This window comes from Serratia sarumanii, assembly GCF_029962605.1.
Classification (GTDB): domain Bacteria; phylum Pseudomonadota; class Gammaproteobacteria; order Enterobacterales; family Enterobacteriaceae; genus Serratia; species Serratia sarumanii.
Genome location: NZ_CP124750.1, coordinates 1,686,563 through 1,708,464 on the forward strand (window position 1 = coordinate 1,686,563; position 21,902 = coordinate 1,708,464).

At 62.0% G+C, this 21,902-nt stretch carries 24 protein-coding genes; 10 read left to right on the plus strand and 14 right to left on the minus strand.

What is annotated here, in order from left to right; genetic code table 11:
* Positions 1-43: 43 nt before the first annotated feature.
* From potG to rlmC, 5 genes are all read left to right on the plus strand, one after another.
* On the plus strand, positions 44-1,177 hold the full coding sequence (potG, locus tag SSARUM_RS08030) for a putrescine ABC transporter ATP-binding subunit PotG (RefSeq protein ID WP_060429812.1): 1,134 nt from the start codon (positions 44-46) through the stop codon (positions 1,175-1,177).
* Positions 1,178-1,201: 24 nt separating this feature from the next.
* Entirely contained in the window at positions 1,202-2,164 is a 963-nt protein-coding gene (potH, locus tag SSARUM_RS08035; RefSeq protein WP_033646669.1) for a putrescine ABC transporter permease PotH, read from the plus strand.
* Complete coding sequence (potI, locus tag SSARUM_RS08040) at positions 2,161-3,006, plus strand: putrescine ABC transporter permease PotI (protein ID WP_060429814.1); 846 nt, start codon at positions 2,161-2,163, stop codon at positions 3,004-3,006. Before potH ends, potI begins: the two co-directional genes overlap by 4 nt.
* A 104-nt stretch (positions 3,007-3,110) precedes the next feature.
* Positions 3,111-3,590: a YbjO family protein gene (locus SSARUM_RS08045; protein WP_049197168.1), complete on the plus strand. Its 480-nt coding sequence runs from the start codon at positions 3,111-3,113 to the stop codon at positions 3,588-3,590.
* A 69-nt stretch (positions 3,591-3,659) separates the two neighbouring features.
* Entirely contained in the window at positions 3,660-4,787 is a 1,128-nt protein-coding gene (gene rlmC / locus SSARUM_RS08050) for a 23S rRNA (uracil(747)-C(5))-methyltransferase RlmC (RefSeq protein ID WP_060429816.1), read from the plus strand.
* Here rlmC and SSARUM_RS08055 read toward each other — a convergent pair.
* The 8 genes from SSARUM_RS08055 to SSARUM_RS08090 form a co-directional block, all read right to left on the minus strand.
* Positions 4,784-5,068, minus strand: a complete 285-nt coding sequence (locus SSARUM_RS08055) for a type II toxin-antitoxin system RelE family toxin (RefSeq protein WP_033654647.1) — start codon at positions 5,066-5,068, stop codon at positions 4,784-4,786. The two genes, rlmC and SSARUM_RS08055, sit on opposite strands and share 4 nt — an antisense overlap.
* Positions 5,058-5,309, minus strand: a complete 252-nt coding sequence (locus SSARUM_RS08060; RefSeq protein ID WP_004928423.1) for a type II toxin-antitoxin system Phd/YefM family antitoxin — start codon at positions 5,307-5,309, stop codon at positions 5,058-5,060. Before SSARUM_RS08060 ends, SSARUM_RS08055 begins: the two co-directional genes overlap by 11 nt.
* 101 nt (positions 5,310-5,410) lie before the next feature.
* Positions 5,411-6,145, minus strand: a complete 735-nt coding sequence (artJ, locus tag SSARUM_RS08065; RefSeq protein ID WP_043147094.1) for an arginine ABC transporter substrate-binding protein — start codon at positions 6,143-6,145, stop codon at positions 5,411-5,413.
* A 197-nt stretch (positions 6,146-6,342) separates the two neighbouring features.
* Positions 6,343-7,011: an arginine ABC transporter permease ArtM gene (gene artM / locus SSARUM_RS08070; protein ID WP_033637817.1), complete on the minus strand. Its 669-nt coding sequence runs from the start codon at positions 7,009-7,011 to the stop codon at positions 6,343-6,345.
* On the minus strand, positions 7,011-7,727 hold the full coding sequence (artQ, locus tag SSARUM_RS08075; RefSeq protein WP_033637818.1) for an arginine ABC transporter permease ArtQ: 717 nt from the start codon (positions 7,725-7,727) through the stop codon (positions 7,011-7,013). Before artQ ends, artM begins: the two co-directional genes overlap by 1 nt.
* Before the next feature lie 9 nt (positions 7,728-7,736).
* Positions 7,737-8,468: an arginine ABC transporter substrate-binding protein gene (artJ, locus tag SSARUM_RS08080; RefSeq protein WP_033637819.1), complete on the minus strand. Its 732-nt coding sequence runs from the start codon at positions 8,466-8,468 to the stop codon at positions 7,737-7,739.
* 32 nt (positions 8,469-8,500) lie between these two features.
* Positions 8,501-9,229, minus strand: a complete 729-nt coding sequence (gene artP / locus SSARUM_RS08085) for an arginine ABC transporter ATP-binding protein ArtP (protein ID WP_038884338.1) — start codon at positions 9,227-9,229, stop codon at positions 8,501-8,503.
* A gap of 264 nt (positions 9,230-9,493) precedes the next feature.
* Positions 9,494-10,036, minus strand: a complete 543-nt coding sequence (locus tag SSARUM_RS08090; protein ID WP_033637821.1) for a lipoprotein — start codon at positions 10,034-10,036, stop codon at positions 9,494-9,496.
* A gap of 159 nt (positions 10,037-10,195) precedes the next feature.
* Here SSARUM_RS08090 and SSARUM_RS08095 point away from each other — a divergent pair, with 159 nt between their 5' ends.
* Entirely contained in the window at positions 10,196-10,519 is a 324-nt protein-coding gene (locus SSARUM_RS08095; protein ID WP_033637822.1) for a heavy metal-binding domain-containing protein, read from the plus strand.
* 119 nt (positions 10,520-10,638) lie between these two features.
* The gene (locus SSARUM_RS08100; protein ID WP_049197174.1) at positions 10,639-11,475 is read left to right on the plus strand and encodes an N-acetylmuramoyl-L-alanine amidase; all 837 of its coding nucleotides are present in this window, start codon (positions 10,639-10,641) and stop codon (positions 11,473-11,475) included.
* On the opposite strand, the gene SSARUM_RS08105 is transcribed toward SSARUM_RS08100, so the two are convergent.
* Together SSARUM_RS08105 and SSARUM_RS08110 are read right to left on the minus strand one after the other, a co-directional pair.
* A complete protein-coding gene (locus tag SSARUM_RS08105; RefSeq protein WP_033646660.1) occupies positions 11,476-12,486 on the minus strand; it encodes an NAD-dependent epimerase/dehydratase family protein in 1,011 nt (336 codons plus the stop codon).
* A gap of 158 nt (positions 12,487-12,644) precedes the next feature.
* The gene (locus SSARUM_RS08110; RefSeq protein ID WP_049197175.1) at positions 12,645-14,084 is read right to left on the minus strand and encodes a DUF2867 domain-containing protein; all 1,440 of its coding nucleotides are present in this window, start codon (positions 14,082-14,084) and stop codon (positions 12,645-12,647) included.
* A gap of 150 nt (positions 14,085-14,234) precedes the next feature.
* On the opposite strand from SSARUM_RS08110, the gene SSARUM_RS08115 reads away from it, so the two are divergent.
* Positions 14,235-14,582 carry a DUF1294 domain-containing protein gene (locus SSARUM_RS08115; protein ID WP_033654657.1) on the plus strand — a complete coding sequence of 116 codons (348 nt, stop codon included), beginning with the start codon at positions 14,235-14,237 and terminating at the stop codon, positions 14,580-14,582.
* Here the strand turns inward: SSARUM_RS08115 and SSARUM_RS08120 are convergent, their stop codons facing one another.
* The gene (locus SSARUM_RS08120; RefSeq protein ID WP_043147107.1) at positions 14,583-15,410 is read right to left on the minus strand and encodes a MurR/RpiR family transcriptional regulator; all 828 of its coding nucleotides are present in this window, start codon (positions 15,408-15,410) and stop codon (positions 14,583-14,585) included.
* Positions 15,411-15,576: 166 nt separating this feature from the next.
* Between SSARUM_RS08120 and SSARUM_RS08125 the strand changes: the two genes are divergently transcribed.
* On the plus strand, positions 15,577-17,133 hold the full coding sequence (locus SSARUM_RS08125) for a PTS transporter subunit EIIC (protein WP_060429818.1): 1,557 nt from the start codon (positions 15,577-15,579) through the stop codon (positions 17,131-17,133).
* Positions 17,130-17,825 carry an N-acetylmannosamine-6-phosphate 2-epimerase gene (locus SSARUM_RS08130; RefSeq protein WP_033646654.1) on the plus strand — a complete coding sequence of 232 codons (696 nt, stop codon included), beginning with the start codon at positions 17,130-17,132 and terminating at the stop codon, positions 17,823-17,825. The genes SSARUM_RS08125 and SSARUM_RS08130 overlap by 4 nt, the downstream gene beginning before the upstream one ends.
* A gap of 30 nt (positions 17,826-17,855) precedes the next feature.
* Here the strand turns inward: SSARUM_RS08130 and ltaE are convergent, their stop codons facing one another.
* The 3 genes from ltaE to hcr form a co-directional block, all read right to left on the minus strand.
* A complete protein-coding gene (gene ltaE, locus SSARUM_RS08135) occupies positions 17,856-18,872 on the minus strand; it encodes a low-specificity L-threonine aldolase (RefSeq protein ID WP_033646651.1) in 1,017 nt (338 codons plus the stop codon).
* Positions 18,873-18,948: 76 nt separating this feature from the next.
* Positions 18,949-20,670: a ubiquinone-dependent pyruvate dehydrogenase gene (gene poxB / locus SSARUM_RS08140; RefSeq protein ID WP_060418405.1), complete on the minus strand. Its 1,722-nt coding sequence runs from the start codon at positions 20,668-20,670 to the stop codon at positions 18,949-18,951.
* Positions 20,671-20,869: 199 nt separating this feature from the next.
* Positions 20,870-21,871 carry an NADH oxidoreductase gene (gene hcr / locus SSARUM_RS08145; protein WP_060429819.1) on the minus strand — a complete coding sequence of 334 codons (1,002 nt, stop codon included), beginning with the start codon at positions 21,869-21,871 and terminating at the stop codon, positions 20,870-20,872.
* Positions 21,872-21,902 lie beyond the last annotated feature (31 nt).

Genomic DNA, 21,902 nt, shown 5'->3' on the forward strand with positions numbered 1-21,902 from the left:
CTCGCCGTGGTTTTGTGCCGCTTTACGCCGGAGAGCACCCCGATTGAACGACGCCATCCCTCGTCCTCAAGCCAAGTCGCAGAAGGTCTTCACCCCTCTGCTGGAAATTCGTAACCTCACTAAAACCTTCGACGGGCAGAATGCGGTCGAAGACGTCAGCCTTACCATCTACAAGGGCGAGATCTTTGCGCTGCTTGGCCCGTCCGGCTGCGGCAAGTCCACCTTGCTGCGCATGCTGGCCGGCTTCGAGCAGCCTTCGGAAGGGCAGATCGTGCTCGATGGGCAGGATATGTCGCACGTGCCGCCGTACCAGCGGCCGATCAACATGATGTTTCAGTCTTACGCGCTGTTCCCGCACATGACGGTAGAGCAGAACATCGCCTTCGGCCTGAAACAGGACAAAATGCCGCGGGCGGAAATCGCCGAACGGGTGGCGGAAATGCTGGCGCTGGTGCACATGCAGGAGTACGCCAAGCGCAAGCCGCACCAGCTTTCCGGCGGCCAGCGGCAGCGGGTGGCGCTGGCGCGCAGCCTGGCCAAGCGGCCCAAACTGCTGCTGCTGGATGAGCCGATGGGCGCGCTGGACAAGAAGCTGCGCGATCGCATGCAGTTGGAAGTGACCGACATTCTCGAGCGCGTCGGCGTCACCTGCGTGATGGTGACGCACGATCAGGAAGAGGCGATGACCATGGCGGGGCGCATCGCCATCATGAACCGCGGCAAGTTCGTGCAGATCGGCGAGCCGGAAGAGATCTACGAGCATCCGAACAGCCGCTTCAGCGCCGAATTTATCGGCTCGGTCAACGTCTTCGACTGCGTATTGCAGGAGCGGCACGATGACGCGCTGATCCTGCAAAGCCCCGGATTGCGCCATGCGATCAAAGTCGATCCGGACGCCTCGGTGGTGGACGGCGTGCCGATCCAGGTGGCGCTGCGGCCGGAAAAGATCCTGCTGTGCGAACAGGTGCCGGAAGACGGCTGCAACTTCGCGGTGGGAGAAGTTGCGCATATTTCCTACCTGGGCGATCTGTCCATTTATCACGTGAAGCTGCACAGCGGGCAGATTATCAGCGCCCAGCTGCAAAACGGCCACCGTTTCCGCAAGGGGATGCCGACCTGGGGCGATGAAGTGCGTCTGTGCTGGGAAACCGACAGCTGCGTAGTGTTGACGGTGTAGTGGAGCCGGTGAGGAGTAACCCGTATGACCCTGCTTTCTGAACGCACGCCGGAACCGCCGGCCAAAACGCCCGGCACCCTCAAGGCGCTGTTCCACCGCCTGCTGATGGCTCACGGCCGCAAGCTGGTGATCGCGCTGCCGTATTTATGGCTGACGCTGCTGTTCATGCTGCCGTTCCTGATCGTGTTCAAGATCAGCCTGGCGGAGCTGGCGCTGGCGGTGCCGCCTTACACCGAGCTGATGAGCTGGGTGGACGGCAAGCTGAACATCGCGCTCAACTTTGCCAACTACCTGCAGCTGACCGACGATCCGCTGTATATCGACGCCTACCTGCAGTCGCTGCGCGTGGCGGCGGTCTCGACGCTGTGCTGCCTGATCATCGGCTATCCGCTGGCCTGGGCGGTGGCCCACAGCAAGGCGTCAACCCGCAACATTCTGCTGCTGCTGGTGATCCTGCCTTCCTGGACCTCGTTCCTGATCCGCGTCTATGCCTGGATGGGTATTCTGAAAAACAACGGTATTCTGAATAACTTTCTGATGTGGCTGGGGGTGATCGACCAGCCTCTGGTGATCCTGCACACCAACCTGGCGGTGTATATCGGCATCGTTTATTCCTATCTGCCGTTTATGGTGCTGCCGATCTACACGGCGCTGATCCGGCTGGATTACTCGCTGGTGGAGGCGTCGCTGGATCTGGGGGCCCGGCCGCTGAAAACCTTCTTCAGCGTGATCGTGCCGCTGACGCGCGGCGGGATTATCGCCGGTTCGATGCTGGTGTTCATTCCGGCGGTGGGCGAATTCGTGATCCCGGAACTGCTCGGTGGACCGGACAGCATCATGATCGGCCGTGTGCTGTGGCAGGAGTTCTTCAATAACCGCGACTGGCCGGTGGCCTCGGCGGTCGCTACCATCATGCTTCTGTTGCTGATCGTGCCAATTTTGTGGTTCCACAAACACCAGAACAAGGAAATGGGAGGGCAGGCATGAACAACTTGCCGGTAGTGCGTTCACCGTGGCGTATCGCCATCCTGACGATCGGCTTTACCTTCCTGTATGCGCCGATGCTGATGCTGGTGATCTACTCCTTCAACAGCTCCAAGCTGGTGACGGTGTGGGCCGGCTGGTCCACGCGCTGGTATACCGAACTGTTCCACGACTCGGCGATGATCAGCGCGGTGGGGCTCAGCCTGACCATCGCCGCCGCCTCCGCCACCGCCGCGGTGGTACTGGGCGCCATCGCCGCGGTGGTGATGGTGCGCTTCGGCCGCTTTCGCGGTTCGACCGGCTTCGCGTTTATGCTGACTGCGCCGCTGGTGATGCCGGACGTAATCACTGGCCTGTCGCTGCTGCTGCTGTTCGTGGCGATGGGGCACGCTTTCGGCTGGCCGTCGGAACGCGGCATGTTCACCATCTGGCTGGCGCATGTCACGTTCTGTACCGCTTACGTGGCGGTGGTGATCAGCGCGCGCCTGCGCGAGGTGGATCGCTCGATTGAAGAGGCGGCAATGGATCTGGGGGCGACGCCGCTGAAGGTGTTCTTCGTCATCACCTTGCCGATGATCGCGCCGGCGCTGATCTCCGGCTGGATGCTGGCGTTTACCCTGTCGCTGGACGACCTGGTGATCGCCAGCTTCGTCTCTGGGCCGGGCGCCACCACGCTGCCGATGCTGGTGTTCTCCAGCGTGCGCATGGGGGTGAATCCGGAAATTAACGCGTTGGCCAGCCTGATCCTGCTGGTGGTGGGCATTCTCGGCCTGATCGCCTGGTGGTTTATGGCGCGCTCGGAAAAACAACGATCGCGCGAATTGCAGCGGGCGGCCCGTAGCTGAATCGTAACAAACCTGCTATTTTTGCAATCAATAAGTATTGCAACTAACTACCTGACTTTACATGCGCCATCTGTATTGGTGGCGCGTCGTAGCGGAACACGGATATGTCAGACATGCTGAAAAGCGGGCAGGGAATGGGATCGACTTCGGATGCGCCAGTGCCGGTGATGGTGGCGGGTACCGCCATGGTCGCGATCAAGTGTATCAGCGTGGTGCTGCTGTTGGGCGAACTGGGCGTCGACGGCGCGCAGGAGTTCGTCAACACCAGCGCGCAGGCGTGGGATTCTACCTTTATCTTTCTGGCCGGCCTGCTGCTGCTGTGCCTGCAAATCAGCTGCGGCTTTGCCGTGATGCGCGGCCGCAACTGGGGGCGCTGGGGGTATGTGGCCTGCCAATGCATCGTGGTGCTTTACCTGCTGTTGGCCACCATCGGCAGCGTCTTTCCCGAGGTGTTCACCGTGGAAGGGGAAACCAGCGGCCAAATCCTGCACGTTCTGATCCTGCAAAAGATCCCCGACGCGGTGATCCTGGCGTTGCTGTTTGTTCCCACCGCCAGCCGCCGCTTCTTCACCGCGCGCAAGTGAGATTTTAGGCGCGCGGAGTGGTAAACTCTGCGCCCTTGATTCGTCATCCTGAACTTCACGGTAATCTTCATGCATTGCGCTTTGTATACGGCGGGCACCTGCCGTTCCTGTCAGTGGCTGGAAAAGCCCTATCCGCAGCAACTGGCCGACAAACAGCATCACCTGCACTCGTTGCTGGCCGGGCGCGACGTCGCGCAGTGGCTGCAGCCGGCGACGGGGGAACTGAGCGCATTTCGCAATAAAGCCAAGATGGTGGTCAGCGGCAGCGTGGAGCGCCCGCTGCTCGGCATGCTGCACCGTGACGGCACGCCGGTCGATCTGAGCGACTGCCCGCTGTATCCCGCCGGTTTTGCGCCGATGTTTACGGTGCTGAAAAGCTTCATCGCCCGCGCGGGCCTGACGCCGTACAACGTGGCGCGCAAACGCGGCGAGCTGAAGTACCTGCTGCTGACCGAAAGCACGCTCGACGGCGGCGTGATGCTGCGCTTCGTGCTGCGCTCGGAAACCAAGCTGGCGCAGCTGCGCGCCGCGCTGCCGTGGCTGCAGCAGCAGTTGCCGCAGCTCAAGGTGATCTCCGCCAATATTCAGCCGGTGCACATGGCGATCATGGAAGGGGAGCGCGAGATTGCGCTGACCGAACAGCAGGCGCTGGAGGAACGGTTCAATCAGGTGCCGCTGTTCATCCGCCCGCAAAGCTTCTTCCAGACCAACCCGCAGGTGGCCGCCGATCTGTATGCCACCGCCCGCGACTGGGTGCGCGCGCTGGGTATCGACAGCATGTGGGATCTGTTCTGCGGCGTCGGCGGTTTCGGCCTGCACTGCGCGCAGCCGCAAACGCGGCTGACCGGCATCGAAATCAGCGCGGAAGCGATCGCCTGCGCGCGCCAGTCGGCGCAGCGGTTAGGGTTGTTGCACGTAGATTTTCAGGCGCTCGATTCCACCCGTTTCGCCACCGCCGAAGGCCAGGTGCCGCAGCTGGTGCTGGTCAACCCGCCGCGGCGCGGCATCGGCCAGGCGCTGTGCGACTATTTGAGCCGGATGGCGCCGGACTATATTCTCTATTCGAGCTGCAACGCCGAGAGCATGGCGAAAGATATCGAGATGTTGCCGGGGTACCGCATCGAACGGGTGCAGCTGTTCGACATGTTCCCGCATACTGCGCACTACGAAGTGCTGACGCTGTTGGTGCGGCGTTAAAGGCGCTTTTTGGCAGCCGTGTAAGCCGCTGAACGTTCGCGTTTGCCCACAGACAGGACCAGAACCACGATCTCCGTTTCCATGACGCGATACACCAAACGAAAGCCGGATGCTCTGAGTTTGATTTTGTAGCAATCGGGCAAACCGGCGAGTTTGTTGGCAGGGACGTGGGGATTAACCAATACCGATACCAGCTTTTTTTTGAACTGTTCCCGGATCACCGGGGACAGTTTTTTAAATTCCTTCAGCGCATGTTCTTCGAATTCAAGCTTATAAGTCATCCAAATTGACCTTAATGCGTTTGCCGTTCATCCGTGAACGAACGATTTCAGCGAGTTCGATATCTTCCAGGTACTCCGCGATAGCCTCCCAGGTTTCCGGTGAGACGTAATATCCCGAAATCTTACCGTTGGTCAGGACGGCGACCGGCTGCCCTTGTGCCTCTTTAAGGGCGGCGTTGGGCGATTTCTTAAAATCGCTGATGCTGACTGCGGAATCGGCAAGAATGGGTTGAACCGTCATGATGTTATCCTTGATGCTAAATTCAGTATCAAATTTAGCACTAAATGGATGGGGTAGCAATCGGATGGAGCCGCCAAAGGATGGCGGCTCCACATGCGGACTTACTGCGGGAACCACTTGTCGTTGATGGCCTTGTAGGTGCCGTCGGCCTTGATGGCGTCCAGCGCGGCGTTCAGCTTGGCCAGCAGCGCCTGGTTGTCCGGGCGCACCGCGATGCCGAGACCTGTGCCGAAGTATTGCGCGTCGGTAACGTGTTCACCGACCGGCGCCAGCTGCGGGTTGGTTTTCAGCCACTCGTTCACCACGGCGGTGTCGCCGAACACGCCATCAATACGGCCGTTTTTCAGCTCCAGAATGGCGTTTTGGTAGCTGTCGTAAGAGACGGTGGTAATCTCCGGATGCTTGTCCTGCATGTATTTCTGGTGGGTGGTGCCGTTTTCCATGCCGAGTTTTTTGCCTTTCAGATCCGCCAGCGAGCTGAACTTGCCTTTTTGCGCAATCACGATCGCCGAGTTGGCGTAGTAAGGCTGGGTGAAGGCGACCTGTTTGCTGCGCTCCGGCGTGATATCCATACCGGAAATCACCGCATCGTATTTCTTGAATTTCAGCGCGGCGATCAGGCTGTCGAACGCCTGGTTGGTGAAGGTGCACTGCGCCTGCATCTGCTTGCACAGCGCGTTGGCCAGATCGATATCGAAGCCGACGATCTGGTTATTGGCGTCGAGCGATTCGAACGGCGGGTAAGTGGCGGAAGCGGCGAAGCGGATGGTCTCGGCCGCGGTGGCGTTAAAGGTGATTCCGGCCAACATCGTCGCGGCAAGCAGCAGTTTTTTCATGCGTAGAGCTCCTGTCTGGATCCTGAAAGTGATTTTTCGCTATCGTTTGTTTTTACTGGTAATCGCCAGAGGTTTTTGCGAGGACACCTGCTGATAACCCTGCCATCGAGTGAATTAAAATGCAATGAAAATGATTAAATATTGCCTCGAGAATAAAAAAAGCCCCGCACTACGGCGGGGCTTGAGGGGAGGCGGCCTCAGTTGCGGCGCTCAAACGCCAGCGCGCGGCGCTCCACCAGCCGCATCAGCAGCGTCAGCAGGCCGTTAACGCACAGGTACACCAGGCCTGCGGCGCCAAACACCATGACGTCGTAAGTGCGGCCGTACATCAGCTGGCTGTAGCCCATCACTTCCATCAGCGTGATGGTGTAAGCCAGCGAGGTGCTTTTGAACACCAGCACCACTTCGTTGGAGTAAGACGACAGCGCGCGCTTGAAGGCGAACGGCAGCAGGATGCGCAGCGTCTGCCGGCGCGACATGCCCAGCGCTTCGCACGACTGCCATTGCCCGGCTGGAATGGCGCGCACCGCGCCGTAGAACAGTTGCGTGGTGTAGGCCGCGCTGTTCAGCGCCAGCGCTATCATCGCGCACAGCCAAGGCTGCGACAGCAGATTCCACAGCCACGGGTAGTCGCGGATCGCCGGGAACTGGCCGGGGCCGTAGTAGATCAGGAAGATCTGCACCAGCAACGGCGTGCCGGTGAACAGCGTCACGTAGATCTTGACCAGCGGCGTCAGGATTGGCGTTTTCAGCGTCAGGATCACCGTCAGCAGCAGCGACAGCACCAGCGCGACGATCAGCGCGGCGACGGTCAGCGTCAGGCTGGTGTGCAACCCTTTGAGGATTTCCGGCAAATACTCAATCATCAGACCGGCCCCCGCTCAAAGCGCGTGGCGCGCAGCTCAATGCGTTTGATGACGTATTGGCTGAACAGCGTCACCAGCAGGTAGATGGCCGCCGCGATCACATACCAGGTAAAAGGCTCCTGGGTGCGGGTGGCGATGCTCTTGGTTTGCAGCATCAGATCGTTCACGCTGATCAGCGACACCAGCGCGGTGTCTTTCAGCAGCACCAGCCACTGGTTGCCGAGGCCGGGCAGGGCGTGGCGCCACATCTGCGGCATGATCAGGCGAAAGAAGATCGCCGCCTTGCCGAGCCCCAGCGCCTGGCCGGACTCCCACTGCCCCTGCGGCACCGCTTTCAGCGCGCCGCGCAGCGTCTGCGAGGCGTAGGCGGAATAGAGCAGGGCCAGAGCGATCACCCCGCACAGGAACGGGCTGACTTCGAAATTGTCGATCGCCAGCTGAATCGGCAGCTGGAACAGACCGAGGTTGAGGGTAAAGCCGTCGGAGAGCATCAGCAGCAGCTGCGACGAACCGAAATAGATAAACAGCACCACCAGGATTTCCGGCAGGCCGCGCAGCACGGTCACCCAGGCGGTGCCGAGCCAGCTGACCGCTTTCCAGCGGGACGATTCCCATACGGCGAACAGCATCGCCAGAATCAGCCCGAGGATCAGGGCGCAAACGGCAAGGCCGACGGTCATGCCGGCGGCGCTTGCTAAAGGTTGAAATTCATTCATCGGGGCGTATTACTGCTGGAACCATTTTTTGTAGATGGTTTCATAGGTCCCATCCTGCTTGATCTTGTCCAGAGCGGCGTTGAACTTGCCCTGCAGCTCGGTGTTCTTCTGGCGTACCGCGATGCCGAGGCCGGTGCCGAAGTAGTCTTTATCCGTGACTTTGGCGCCCACTGCCGCCAGCGCGTCATTCTGCTTCAGCCATTCGTTAACCACCGCGGTATCGCCGAACACCGCATCAACGCGGCCGTTCTTCAGATCCAAAATGGCGTTCTGGTAGCTGTCGTAAGGCACGGTGGTGATTTCCGGGTGCTTGTCGGTCAGGTATTTCTGGTGGGTGGTGCCGTTTTGCACGCCCACTTTCTTGCCTTTCAGCGCCGCCACGTCGGCGATTTTGCCTTTCTGCGCGATGAACAGCGCCGAATTATCGTAGTACGGCTTGGTGAACAGCACCTGCTTTTCACGTTCCGGCGTAATGTCCATGCCGGCCATCACCGCATCGAAACGCTTGAATTTAAGGCTTGGGATCAGGCTGTCGAACGCCTGGTTGGTGAAGGTGCACTCGGCCTGCATCTCTTTGCACAGCGCGTTGGCCAGATCGACATCAAAACCCTGAATCTTGTTGCCGGCGTCAATAAATTCAAATGGAGGATAGGAGGCTTCGGTAGCGAAACGGATGGTTTCGGCTGCGGAGGCGGAAACGCTGATGCCGGCCAGAACGGCGGCGATTATTAGTTTTTTCATCGCAAACTCCCCAAATTACAGCAAGTTAATTGTTAGTGTGATAAGTAGTTGGCAAACTCGGTGGTCCGCGGCTGCGTGAAGTGGCTGCTGTCGCCTTGCTCCACCACGTGGCCGTTTTCCATGTACACCACGCGGCTGGCGGTCTTGCGCGCCACTTCCACTTCGTGGGTGACGATCACCTGCGTGATGCCGGTGCCGGCCAGTTCGCGAATGATGCTGACGATCTGAGCGGTGATTTCCGGATCCAGCGCCGCGGTCGGTTCATCGAACAGCAGCACCTGCGGTTCCATCATCAGGGCGCGGGCGATTGCCACGCGCTGCTGCTGGCCGCCGGAAAGGTGCAGCGGGAAGCGATCGGCGAAGTCGGTCAGGCGCAGGCGCTTGAGCAGCTTGTCGGCGCGCTCCATCGCCTGAGCCTTGGTCAGACCCAGCACGCGGCAAGGCGCTTCGATCAGGTTCTGAACCACGGTGAGGTGAGGCCACAGGTTGTATTGCTGGAACACCATGCCGACATTTTGACGCAGTTCGCGAATGGCTTTCTCGCCAGGCGCCTGCTTGAAGTCGAATTGGTTGCCGGCGATCTGCAGTTGGCCCGAACGCGGCATTTCCAGCAGGTTCAGCACCCGCAGCAATGAACTTTTCCCGGCGCCGCTTGGGCCAAGCAGCACCAGGGTTTCCCCGGCTGGACAATCCAGCGTGATGTCAAACAGCGCCTGGTGAGCGCCGTAATAGCAATTGATACCGTTAAGTTGAATACTCATGCGCCAGAATTGAATAGACATTGATGCCGCAAATGTTAACTTCCACAGAATACTTATGCAATCTTTGTGCGTTAAAATTTATGAGTGTGCGGCGGGACAGTAAAAGATTAGCACAAGATACCGCGACTCAAGCCGAGGGAGGGGATTTGTGGTGCAGGCTGTGAGATCGGTAGCGAAATTTTTTCTATTGGACGAAATCTGAGCGGCAGGCGGGAGGCGGGGATGGCCGACGCGGCAAACCCGCGTCGGCCGGGGGATCGCGGGTTACTGGTTTTCCAACACCTGGCGCACGCTGCCGTTGGTGGCATGCGCTGGAACATTCAGGTAGCGAATATCATCAACCACCCAGCAGGTGCCTTCGCGCACCATCAGCACTTCGTCCTGCCAGTTCACGGTGCTGTTGGCGTCTTTTTGGTAGCTCAAGTCGACGCGCAGCGGGATGTTTTTCGCATCGGTGTTAGGAATGGTCGAGGCGCTGGCGACGGACGCGCTGCCTGGCCCCTGCGCATTGCCGGAGAACAAGTCGCCGGTGATCCGATGCTTGCCCGGGTTCTGGGCGGCGCTGACCAGATCCTGATACAGCACTTTGCTCAGGTAAGGCTGCAGCTGCGCCAGGCGGTTACTGTCCGGCAGGCCAGCGCCCTGCTGGATGCGCAGGTCATAGAACTTTTGCGCGACCGTATCCGGGCCGCCTTCCACACAGCTGCCGCTGCGGGTGCCGATATCCTTGTATGCCGGTTCCACCGTGGTACAGGCACTCAGCAACAGCGCTAAGGGTAAAACAGCCGCAATCGTTTTTGTTTTCATCTTATTACCTTATGTGAAAGTCTCTACCATGAAGACCGATAGCTTACAGTATAAATGCGTTTTTTGGCCTTGCATTCGTACTGCGTGCCATTGATTAAGCGAACATAACGCTAATCTTCTGGTCATAGATACGTTGAATTAATCAAACAAGGAATTCTGATGCAGCTTTCAACTACCCCGACCCTGGAAGGGTTCACCATCACCGAATACTGCGGCGTGGTCACCGGCGAAGCGATCCTCGGCGCCAACATCTTTCGTGATTTCTTCGCCGGCGTGCGCGATATCGTCGGCGGCCGCTCGGGCGCTTATGAGAAAGAGCTGCGCAAGGCGCGCTTGATCGCGTTCGAAGAGCTGGAAGATCAGGCGAAAGAGCTGGGCGCCAACGCGGTGGTCGGCATCGATATCGATTATGAAACCGTTGGCAAAGACGGCAGCATGCTGATGGTGACCGTCAGCGGCACCGCGGTGAAAGCCAGCCGCTAATCCCACTCCCCAACGCCCTGGCGCGTCCGGGGCGTTTTACTTTGTCCGACGGTGGTTTCCGTGGCGATTATTGATTAACGTTAACGCTATATCAGGTCATCACATCACAGGGAGGATAAGTGAAAATTTGGCCAGGGATCATCGCCGCCGCGCTGCTGGCGGGATGCCAAAATCCGCAGCAGGACACGCTCGTCGATCGCGGCGCTTACCAGCTCGAAACCCTGCATCAGGCGCAGGGCGCGGATCAACGCATCCGCTTTCTGGTGATGCACTACACGGCGGAAGACTTCCACTCATCGCTGAAAACGCTGACCGACGAACACGTCAGCGCGCATTATCTGCTGCCGGCGCATCCGCAGCGCGAACACGGTAAACCGACGGTGTTCCGCCTGGTGCCGGAAGCGATGCGCGCCTGGCATGCCGGCGCCAGCGCCTGGCGCGGCCGCAGCAACCTCAATGACACCTCGATCGGCATCGAAATCGTCAACAAGGGCTTCACCCGCAGCATGCTGTTCACCCACTGGCAGCCCTATACGGCGGAGCAGATCGCCGTGCTGATCCCGCTGAGCCGCGACATCATCCAACGCTATGGCATCCAGCCGCAGGACGTGGTGGGGCACAGCGACATCGCGCCGCAGCGTAAACAGGATCCCGGCCCGCTGTTCCCCTGGCGGCAGCTGGCCCAGGCCGGCATCGGCGCCTGGCCGGACGAACGCGACGTGCAGCGTTTGCTGGCGGGGCGCGATCGCCATGCGCCGGTACCGATGGCGCCGCTGCTCGAAAAGCTGGCGCGTTACGGCTACGCGATCGACCCGTCGTGGAATGCGCGGCAGCAGCGCAATGTGCTGGCGGCGTTTCAGATGCACTTCCGGCCCGACGATGTGCGCGGCGAACCGGATGCGGAGAGTGAAGCGATTGTCGATGCGCTGCTGGTGAAGTACGGCGCGGCGCGTTGATTACAGGCCGTGCAGCTTGCCGTGATCTTTCAGCCAGCGGGCGGTGCGCGCGATGCCTTCTTCCAGCGAGACGATCGGCTGATAGCCCAGCTCTTGCTGTGCGCGGGTGGTATCGAGCGTGAGGTCGAAATTGAGTTTGGCGACGCCGTAGTGGGTCAGCACCGGCTCCTTTTCGCTTTTGCTGCCGAGGCGCTCCATGCCGCGGGCCATCATGTCGAGCATCGGATAGGGGACGGAGCGGATATGGCACTTCATGCCCAAATCGTCGATCAGCTGCTGCACCACGGTGCGAAGCGGGCGCGGCTGCTGGTTGGTGATGTTGTAGGCGCGGCCGGACGGCGTATCTTCTTTTAGCGTCGCCAGCCACATGGCGTGCACCGCATTCTCCAGGTACGTCATGTCCACCATCGCCGCGCCGCCGCGCGGCAGCAGCAGGTTGCCGTAGCGTTTGATCATCTGCAGCAGCCGCGGCAGCATCACCTTGTCGTGCGGCCCGAACAATCCCTGCGGGCGCAGAATGGTGAAATGGGTCTGCGGATTGGACAGCGCCAGCTGCTGGATCACCTGCTCGCCGGCGGCCTTGCTGCGCGCGAACTCGTTGGCGTAGCGCTGCGGGCGAAAGTCTTCGGTCACGTTGCGGTGATGGTGGTAATCGAAATAGATCGCCGGGGAAGAGATGTGAATGAACTGCGCCACGCCGTAGGCCGCCGCCCATTCGCCGAGGCGGCGGGTGGCGCGGACGTTGGCCAGTTCGAAGGCCTCTTCGGTGCCCCAGGGCGAGGTGAAGCTGGAGCAGTGCCACAGCACGTCGACGTCCGTCAGCATCGCCTTGGCCTGCGAAGAGATCAGATTGGTGAGATCGGCATGAATGAACTCCGCGCCCATTTTTTCCAGCAGGCCGCCCATCGCCTGGTTGCGGCCGGTGGCGCGCACTTTGATGCCCTGACGGCGCAGATATTCGACGGCGTTACGGCCTAACCCACTGGTGGCACCGGTGACCAATACCTTCATAACGGACTCTATTCTCACCCAAAATCGGAATACCGGCGGGCGCTTGCGGCGCTCCCAGCAAATAAGATGCCATTCTTCCGTGATTTCGTGCGCTATGCAATCGGAAAGCCCCGAAGCACAGCGGCAAACTGTGCGGTTGATCGACAAATGAACGGCGTTCAGCGCCGTTGGCGGTCCAGGCCCTCGGCAAGTTCGGCGATGCGCTTCGCCATGCCGCGGAAAATGAACAGATGCGCGGGCATCATGGCGAACCAATACAGCAGCCCGCTAAAGCCGGCCGGATGCCACCAGGCGCGCACGTCCAGCGTGCGGCGATCGCCGTGATCGGTAATGGTGAAGCTCAGCCGCCCCAGCCCTGGCGCCTTCATGCCGAACAGCAGCGCCAGTTGCCGCAGCGGTTTCAGCGTGATGACTTTCCAGCCGTCGATCTTGTCGCCCAGCGCCAGGCTCGCGCGCGCCGGGCGGCCATAGGCCACGCCGTTGCCGATCATGTCGTCCATGCGGGCGCGGATCCGCCACAGAATATTGGCGTAGAAATAGCCTTCTTCGCCCCCCAACTGCTGCACCGTTTGCCATAGGGCCTCGCGGGTGGCGGTGGTGTCCAGCGAACAACCGGCCTGTTTCGGATAGTAACCGTAGCCGGGGCGCCAGCGGGCCCGCGCCGCCGGATCGTAGCCCCAGTCGGCGGAATCGACCACCTCCTGTTCGCGCTGCAGCGTGGTGGCGACCGCCTGATCGAAGGTGTGCAGCCGCTGCGGGATCAGCGCCTGCAGCGGCCGGCCGTCGGCGGGCAGATCGTGCTTTAGCCCCTGGATCAGCGCGCGGGCGATCGGCGTCGGCACCGAGGTGATCAGGCTGATGAACCACACCGAAATCAGCCGCGTCGGCAAGGGGATCGGGATCAGCCAGCGCCGCTTGCCGCTGAGGGCGATAAAGCGTTTGAACATATCCTGATAGCTGAGGTACTCCGGCCCGGCAATGTCGAAGATGCGGTGTTCCTGCGCCGGGTGCGCCAGCAGATCGGCCAGATAAACCAGCAGGTTCTCCAGCGCCACCGGCGACGACTTGGAGCGCACCCAGCGCGGCGGCGTCAGCACCGGCAGGTTATAGACCATGTCGCGCATCACTTCGAACGCCGCCGAGCCGGGGCCGACGATGATGCCGGCGCGCAGTTCGGTCACCGGCACGCCGCTCTGGCGCAAAATTTCGCCGGTCAGGCGGCGGGCCGCCAGGTGGGGCGAACTGTCGTCGTTCGGCTGCAGCGCGCCGAGAAAGATCACCTGTTTGACGCCGGCATTGCGCAGCGCGTCGCGCAGGTTTTCCGCTGCCTGGCGCTCCTTCTCGATAAAATCGTCGCCGTCGCCCATTGCGTGCACCAGATAGTAAAGCGTATCTGTCTCCCACAGCGCCGCGCTCAGGGTCTCCGGGCGGTACAGATCGGCATACAGGCAGTTGACCTGCGGCCAGTTCTGCTCCTGCAGCCACTCGATGCGCCGCGCGGCGGCGGTAATCTGATGCCCCTGTTCGATCAGGTGCGGGATCAGGTTCTGACCTATATAGCCGCTGGCTCCAAGAACCAGTACGCGTTGGGGTGTCATCGGGCCGCCTTGTGCGGTAGAGGATTGGCAGAACGACAGGATGCCAAATTCGGGGTTTAAATGCACTTTTTGTATGGGTATAAGCCGGTTGCATCCATCGTGGCGCAGGTTCACACTACGCGCCCTTTATCGAACGAAAAACCGGATGCCATGAAGCTCAATGTGATTTGTTACGCCCTGCTGGGCCTGGCGCTGGTCGCCAGCCTGTTCTCGCTGCATCCGGTGTGGATGTGGTTGCTGCTGGCCAACCTGCTGACGTTTCTGATCTACGGCGGCGATAAGCTGGCGGCGCGCAAGGGGTGGCGGCGGGTGCCGGAGGCGACGCTGTTGCTGTTCGGCGCGCTGGGCGGGTGGTTGGGCGCACTGGCGGCACAGCAGCTGTTTCGCCACAAAACCCAGAAGCAGCCGTTTAAAACCTGGTTCATCCTCAGCGTGGCGCTCAACCTGGTGGCGGTGCTGGGGCTGTGGTACTGGGTTTATGGCCGCTGGATCTTCTGATTACAGCAGCAGCGGCAAGGTGGCGCTGGCGGTGGCCTGCATCGCCTGAGCGTAGGCGGGATCGCGCCGAGCCAGTTCGGCGATCATCAACTCCACCAGCAGCATGGCGCCGACCTTGGCCGGCAGGGCGCCGGCGGTCAGCGGCCCTTCCGGTTTGGCCGCCACCAGCAGCGTATCCGCCAGCTTGGCCAGCGGGCTGCGTTGGGTGTTGCTGACGGCGATCACGCGTGCGCCGCGCCCTTTGGCCAATGCCACCGCATGCAGCACGTCCTTGGTGGAGCCGGAGCTGGAGATGACGATCAGCAGATCCCGCTCACTCAGCGAGGCGGCGTTCATCGCCGCCCGGTGCATGTCGCTGAACAGCTGCGCCGGTTTGCCGAGGCGCAGCAGCTTGTAGTGCAGGAAATCGCCGATGATGGCGCTGGCGGCGACGCCGTAAATCTGCACCGAAGCGCAACGCTGCAGGCTGTCCGCCGCCTGTTGCAGCGCCTGCGGATCCAACAGCGCGCCGGTATCCCGCAGCGCCTGAACGCTCTCTTCCACCAAATTTTCCGTCGCGCTTTGCCGCGTCGTCGCCTCCGGCTGGCTTTGTTGCAGGCTGAGGGCCAGCGCCATTTTAAATTCGGTATAGCCTTTGCAGCCCAGATGGCGGCACAGCCGCGTGACGCTGGCTTCGCTGGTGGCGCTTTCACGCGCCAGTTCGGTGATGGTCAGGTAAACGGCGCGGGAGGGCTGCGCAAGAAGATAGTTGCCGAGCTTTTGCAGCGTGGGGCTGTACCCCGCCAAATCCTGCCGCAGCCGCAATAACAAGTTGCCTGTATTCATCACGTTACCTTTCTGAGTATTCCCGTTTCTATTGTGGCGGAAAGACGCCGCCGCTCGCCAGCGAAATCGACGGATTGTGAAGCCGATCATCATTATGAATAAAATTTTCATTAAATTAATTTAATGTGGTAAAAATTTTCATCATAAAAATGATAGCGGGGAAAAATTTATGTCAACGCCAGAATTGTCGCGCTCCGGCGGCTGGTTCGAAAAAGCCCAGCTGTTCGGCAAATCGTTCATGCTGCCGATCGCCGTGCTGCCGGCGGCCGGCCTGCTGCTGGGGATCGGCGGTGCGCTGTCCAACCCCAATACCGTCGAGGCGTATCCCTGGCTCGACGTCGGCTGGCTGCAAAGCGTATTTACGGTGATGGCCAGCGCCGGCGCCATCGTGTTCGCCAACCTGGCGGTCCTGTTCGCGGTCGGCGTGGCGGTGGGGTTGGCCAAAAGCGACAAGGGCACGGCGGGGCTGGCCTCGCTGATCGCCTACCTGGTGATGAACGCCACCATCAATGCGCTGTTGAAAATCAACGGCACGCTGGCCGAGCAGAACGCCGGCGCGGTGGGGCAGGGAACGATTCTCGGGATCCAGACGCTGGAGACCGGGGTGTTCGGCGGGGTGGTCATCGGTCTGGTGACCTGGTATCTGCACGGCCGCTACAACAAGATAGCGCTGCCGCCGTTCCTGGGCTTTTTCGGCGGCTCGCGCTTTGTGCCGATCGTCAGCTCGCTGGCGGCGATGGCGGTCGGCGCCCTGATGACCGTGGTGTGGCCGCCTTTCCAACGGCTGATCTTCGGCATGGGCGGGCTGGTGGACGCCAGCGGCTATCTCGGCACCTTTATCTACGGCTTCGTATTGCGCATGCTCGGGCCGTTCGGCCTGCATCACATCTTCTACCTGCCGTTTTGGACCACCGCGCTCGGCGGCAGCGAAGTGATCAACGGACAGCTGGTGGAAGGCACGCAGCGCATTTTCTTCGCCCAGTTGGCCGACCCGAATACGCAGCAGTTCTACATCGGCACGGCGCGCTTCATGTCCGGCCGCTTTATCACCATGATGTTCGGCCTGGTCGGCGCCTGCCTGGCGATGTACCAAAGCGCGCGCCCGGAGAACCGCAAACGCGTCGGCGGGCTGCTGCTGTCGGCGGCGCTGACCTCTTTCCTGACCGGCATCACCGAACCTATCGAATTCTCGTTCCTGTTCATCGCGCCGGCGCTGTACGTGGTGCACGCGCTGTTCGACGGCCTGGCGTTCGCGATCGCGCACATTCTGCATATCACCATCGGCCAGACGTTCTCCGGCGGTTTTATCGATTTCATGCTGTTCGGCGTGCTGCAGGGCGAAGCGAAAACCCACTGGATGTATGTGCCGCTGGTCGGGGTGCCCTGGTTCTTCCTGTACTACTTCACGTTCCGTTTCCTGATCCTGCGCTTCAATTTCAAAACGTCGGGGCGCGAGGTGGAAACCGCGCCGGAAGCGGTGACGACCGGCACCGAACGCTCGCAGCAGGTGCTGGCGGCGCTGGGCGGCAAAGAGAATATCGTCGAACTGGATTGTTGCGCCACGCGGCTGCGCGTGACGGTAAAACAGAGTCGGTTGCTGGACGAAAGCGGGCTGAAGGCCAGCGGCGCGCGGGCGGTGATCGTTCGCGGCAACGGCGTTCAGGTGATCTATGGCCCGCACGTGACCATTATTAAAAACGAAGTCGAGGAGTTGTTGGATTTATGACGCTTTCCATTTTGCAGCAGATTAAGGGCCGGCTGGTGGTGTCTTGCCAGGCGCTGGACGACGAGCCGCTGCACAGCGATTTTATCATGGCGCGCATGGCGCTGGCGGCCGAGCAAGGCGGTGCGGCAGCGATCCGCGCCAACGGCGTCGAAGACGTTAAAGCCATCCTGCGCACGGTGGCGCTGCCGGTGATCGGCATTATCAAGCGCGATTATGCCGGTAGCGATGTCTATATCACGCCGACCCTGCGTGAAATCGATGAGCTGATGACTGCGGCGCCGCAGATGATTGCGCTGGACGCGACCGGCCACCGGCGGCCAGGGGAGCTGCAGCTGGCGGCGCTGGTTGCCGCGATCCGCGCCAGGTATCCCCGGCTGCTGCTGATGGCGGACATCGCCACCGTGGAAGAAGCGCAAGAGGCTGCCAGGTTGGGGTTCGACTGCGTGGGCACCACGCTGCACGGCTATACCGCCGAAAGCCGGGGCGCCCGACTGGCGGAGGACGATTTCGGCTTTCTGCGTGCGGTGCTGGCGGCGGTGCCGGTGCCGGTCATCGCCGAGGGCAATGTCGAAACGCCGGCGATGGCCGCGCGCTGCCTGGCGCTGGGGGCGCATGCGGTGGTGGTGGGCGGCGCCATTACGCGCCCGCAGCAGATCACCCGCCGCTTTGTCGAGGCCATCGGCGGGCGGTGAAGGGCTCCCCGGCGCGCCGGGGAGGGGAAATCAGGCGTGCTGCTGGAGGAACTCCCGCCACAGCTCGACCACCCGCTGCAGATCCTGACGGCTGACGTCGAGGTGGGTCAGAATGCGCGTCAGCGGGCCGCTGCTGATCAGCACGTCGCGTTCGCGCATCCACGGGCCGAATTTGGCCGCCAGCGCCGGCGGTTGGCGCAGGTACAGCACGTTGGTCTGTGCGCCGGGTTCGACGACCTCCACGCCGATCTGCCGCAGCTGTTGCTCCAGCCAGACCGCGTTGTCATGGTCTTCGCGCAGCCGCGCGACGTTATGCTCCAGCGCGTAGAGGCCGGCCGCCGCCAGGATGCCGGCCTGACGCAGCCCGCCGCCGGTCATCTTGCGCCAGCGCAGCGCGCGCTGAATGAAGGCCTCGCTGCCGCACAGCAGCGATCCGACCGGCGCGCCCAGCCCTTTCGACAGGCAAATGGTGAAGGTGTCGCAGTATTGCACGATCTCTTTCAGCGGCAGGTTCAGCGCCACGGCGGCGTTGAAGATGCGCGCGCCGTCGATATGCAGCGCCAGCTGCCGCTCGCGGGTAAACTGCCACGCCTGCTGCAGGTAGGCCTGCGGCAGGACTCGGCCGCCGATGGTGTTTTCCAGGCTCAGCAGCCGGGTGCGGGCGAAGTGGATATCGTCGGGTTTGATGGCGGCGGCGAGCTTGTCCAGCGGCAGCGTGCCGTCCGCGTCGGCCTCGATCGGCTGCGGCTGGATGCTGCCCAGCACCGCTGCGCCGCCGGCCTCGTATTTATAGTTGTGCGCCTGTTGGCCGACCAGATACTCGTCGCCGCGCTGGCAGTGGCTCAGCAGCGCCACCAGGTTGGCCTGGGTGCCGCTGGGCAAAAACAGCGCCGCCTCTTTGCCCGACAGGCGCACCGCCTCGGCCTCCAGCGCGTTGACCGTCGGGTCATCGCCGTAGACGTCGTCGCCGACCTCTGCCTGAGCCATCGCCTGGCGCATGGCGGCGCTGGGGCGGGTGACGGTGTCGCTGCGTAGATCGATAAGCATAGGGTTCCTGGAATGTAAGGGAGAGGAAAAGGGTACATGGCATCATATACCCTTATTTCACCGGGGGGCAGCTTGCTTAGCGCAGCCAGTTGGTTTTCGCCAGCTCGACCACTTCGTCGCCGCGGCCGTTGATGATGGCGCGCAGCATGTACAGGCTGAAGCCTTTCGCCTGTTCGAACTTGATCTGCGGCGGCATCGCCAGCTCTTGCTTGGCGGTGACCACGTCCAGCAGCGCCGGGCCGGGGTGCGCCAACATCTCCTGCAGCGCGCCGTCCAGATCCGAGGCTTTTTCCACGCGGATGCCCTTGATGCCGGCGGCGTTGGCGATCGCCGCGAAGTCCGGGTTATGCAGGTCGGTGCCGTCGGTCAGGTAGCCGCCGGCCTTCATCTCCATCGCCACGAACCCCAACACGCTGTTGTTGAACACCACGATTTTCACCGGCAGCTTGAGCTGCGCCAGCGACAGGAAATCTCCCATCAGCATGGTGAAGCCGCCGTCGCCGCACATGGCGATCACCTGTTTATCCGGCGCGGTGGCCTGGGCGCCGATCGCCTGCGGCATGGCGTTGGCCATCGAACCGTGGTTGAACGAACCGAGCAGGCGGCGCTTGCCGTTCATTTTCACGTAGCGGGCGGCCCACACCGTCGGCGTGCCGACGTCGCAGGTGAAGATGGCGTCGTCGCTGGCGTACCGGCTGAGCTGCTGCGCCAGATACTGCGGGTGGATCGGCTGGTCGTCGTTGGCGGTCGCCAGCCCGTCGAGATCCTTGCGCGCGTTGCGGTAATGCTCCAGCGCCTTGTCGAGGAACGCCCGGTCGCGCTTGGGCTCCAGCTGCGGCAGCAGGGCGGTGAGGGTGGTGTGGATATCGCCCACCAGCGCCATATTGACCGGGCAGTGTGCGCCGATGCTGCCGGGGTTGATGTCGATCTGAATGATGTTGGCGTTGGTGGGGTAGAACGCGCGGTAGGGGAACTGGGTGCCGAGCAGCACCAGCGTGTCGGCGTTCATCATCGCGTGGTAGCCGGAGGAGAAGCCGATCAGCCCGGTCATGCCGACGCTGTAAGGGTTATCCCATTCGATATGCTCTTTGCCGCGCAGCGCATGCACCACCGGCGCCTGCAGCAGCTCGGCCAGCTTGACCACCTCATCGTGCGCGCCGGCGCAGCCGCTGCCGCACATCAGGGTGATGTTCTTCGCCTTGTTCAGCGTCTCCGCCAGCTTGTTCAGCTCGCTCATCGGCGGCTGCACCAGCGGCAGCGCCGGGGTATGCCAGGTCAGGGGCGCGTCTTCCGGTGCCATGCGCAGCGCCACGTCGCCCGGCAAGACCACCACCGAGACGCCGCGGTTGAGGATCGCCTTGCGCATGGCGATCTCCAGCACGCGCGGCAGCTGTTCCGGGTTGGAAACCAGCTCGCAATAGTGGCTGCATTCGCGAAACAGCTCCTGCGGATGCGTTTCCTGGAAGTAGCCGCTGCCGATTTCGCTGGAAGGAATGTGCGCGGCGATCGCCAGCACCGGCACATGGTTGCGGTGGCAGTCGAACAGGCCGTTGATCAGGTGCAGGTTGCCGGGGCCGCAGGAACCGGCGCACACCGCCAGCTGGCCGGTGAGCTGGGCTTCGGCGCCGGCGGCGAAGGCGGCCACCTCTTCATGGCGGGTGCCCAGCCATTCGATGGTGCCCATGCGGTGCAGGCTGTCGCTAAGGCCGTTGAGCGAATCGCCGGTCACGCCCCAAATGCGTTTTACGCCGGCTTGATCCAGCGTTTTGGCGATCAGTGTGGCTACGGTTTGCTTCATGGTTCCCCCAAACATGGTTTAAAAAACGATGTGTACTCGATCCGGTGAGCGGCAGCAGAACAACTGCAAGCATAGCTTACCGGCGGTGGACGAGATGCGGTCAGGAAGGGTAAAGAGCGTAGGACGGGGGAAAGTGTAACCGGGCGGGGAGGGGGGAACTTGCCGATAAATGCCCCATCGCGGCGATGGGGCCAAGGGATCACGCCAGCGTGACGTCGCCCCGCAGCTGGCAACTGCAGGCCAGCACGTAGCCTTGCGCTATTTCTTCCGCGCTCAGCGTCATGGTGCTGGTGGTGATGTAGTCGCCCTCGAGGATGCGGGTTTTGCACGAGCCGCACACCCCGGCGCGGCAGGCGGCGTTGACCGGCAGGGCATTGGCCTCCATCGCCGCCAGCAGCGTGCTGCCGACCGGCACGCGGAATTCGCGCAGCGGGCGGGCGGCGCGTAGCGTCAGCCCTTCAGTGGCATCGGCCTGCGCCGCCGGCGTGTGGAACTGCTCTTTATGGAAACGCTCGGCCGGCACGCCGAGCCGACGGCACAGCTGCTCCACGTGGTCCATGTAGGGCGCAGGGCCGCAGGTCATCACCGTGCGTTCGGCGATATCCGGCGCCGCCTGCCGCAGCGTCTGCTCATCGATGCGGCCGCTGAGGTAGCCGGGTTGCAGATCCCGCTCGGCCATCAGCGTCAGGCGCAGCTGCGGATGGGCGGCGCACAGCGCGCGCCATTGATCGGCGAAAATCGTGTCGGCGGGGGTGCGCACGTTAAAGATCACGGCGATATCGCAGGCCGGACGGTTGGCGGTCAGCCAGCGGCACATCGAGACGATCGGCGTCACGCCGCAGCCGGCGGCCAGCATCAGATAACGATCGGCCGGGTGGCACTCGTAGCTGAACTCGCCCTGCGCGTCGGACAACCACAGCGTGTTGCCCGGCTTGACCTCTTGCGTCAGCCAGCGCGATCCGATGCCGTCCGGCAGGCAGCGCACGCTGATGCTGAGAAAGCGGCTCTGGCCGGGCGAGGAGGAGAGCGTATAGGCGCGCAGCGTCTCCTCGCTGTTGCGGATGCTGACCAGCGCAAACTGGCCCGCCTGATAAGGGTAGAAAACGTCGCATATCAGGTTCAGCGTCCAGACGTCGGCGGTTTCGCGCTGGATGGAATGTACCTGCATGCGGTTCGGGCAAAGCGGAGTGGGTTGAGTCATCGGGGCACCTCAAAAAGCAAAGGGGCCGGCG